Origin of the sequence: Bacillus sp. JCM 19034 (assembly GCF_001310635.1) — a bacterium.
In the GTDB taxonomy this organism is placed as follows: domain Bacteria; phylum Bacillota; class Bacilli; order Bacillales; family Bacillaceae_D; genus Halalkalibacter.
Window position 1 is genome coordinate 1 of sequence record NZ_BAXR01000064.1, and the last position, 648, is coordinate 648.

1 pseudogene is annotated in these 648 nt (G+C 46.0%); it reads left to right on the forward strand.

The window, feature by feature from the left end:
- A pseudogene (locus tag JCM19034_RS22560) lies at nucleotides 1-648 on the forward strand (glycosyltransferase family 2 protein); the annotation flags it as partial.

Below are 648 nucleotides of genomic sequence, written 5' to 3' on the forward strand. Positions count from 1 at the left end.
TATCATAAAAGCGGACAGTCACTATACTATCCCTTCCCACAAGAAGAACGACCATTTCCGATACCAGAGCCGATGTGGCCAAAGCGTGAGGACAAGCTAGATGGGAGACGGCATTTTGACGTGATCATTGCCTCAGAATTCCGTTTACTAGGCGGGACGAACATGTCGAATGTGGAGGAGATTAAAGCACAGACAAGCTTCGGAATGAGAACAGGTTTAGTTCAGCTTTCGCGATATGACTTGAACTCAGCAACAGATATGAATCCACGAGTACGTGAACTAATTGATGGAGATCAAGTGGCGTTGCTCGTATACGGTGAGAAGGTAAGCTGTGATGTTCTCATTGTCCGCCACCCACCGATATTAGAAGAATGGCAAAAGTATATTCCCGATATTGAAGCAAAGCAAGTCCGAGTCATCGTCAACCAACCGCCGAAGCGGGAGTATAGTCAAGAAGGGACGACGTTGTACCATATAGAACGATGTGTTAAGCATCTGAAAGAATATGTCGGGCAAAAAGGCGTCTGGTATCCGATTGGCCCTTCGATTCGCGAAGCGTTAGAGCAGCATCACGCGAATGAATTAAAATCGATCCATTTGTCTGATGAGGATTGGGTGAACATTATTGATGTCAACGAATGGAGGCGT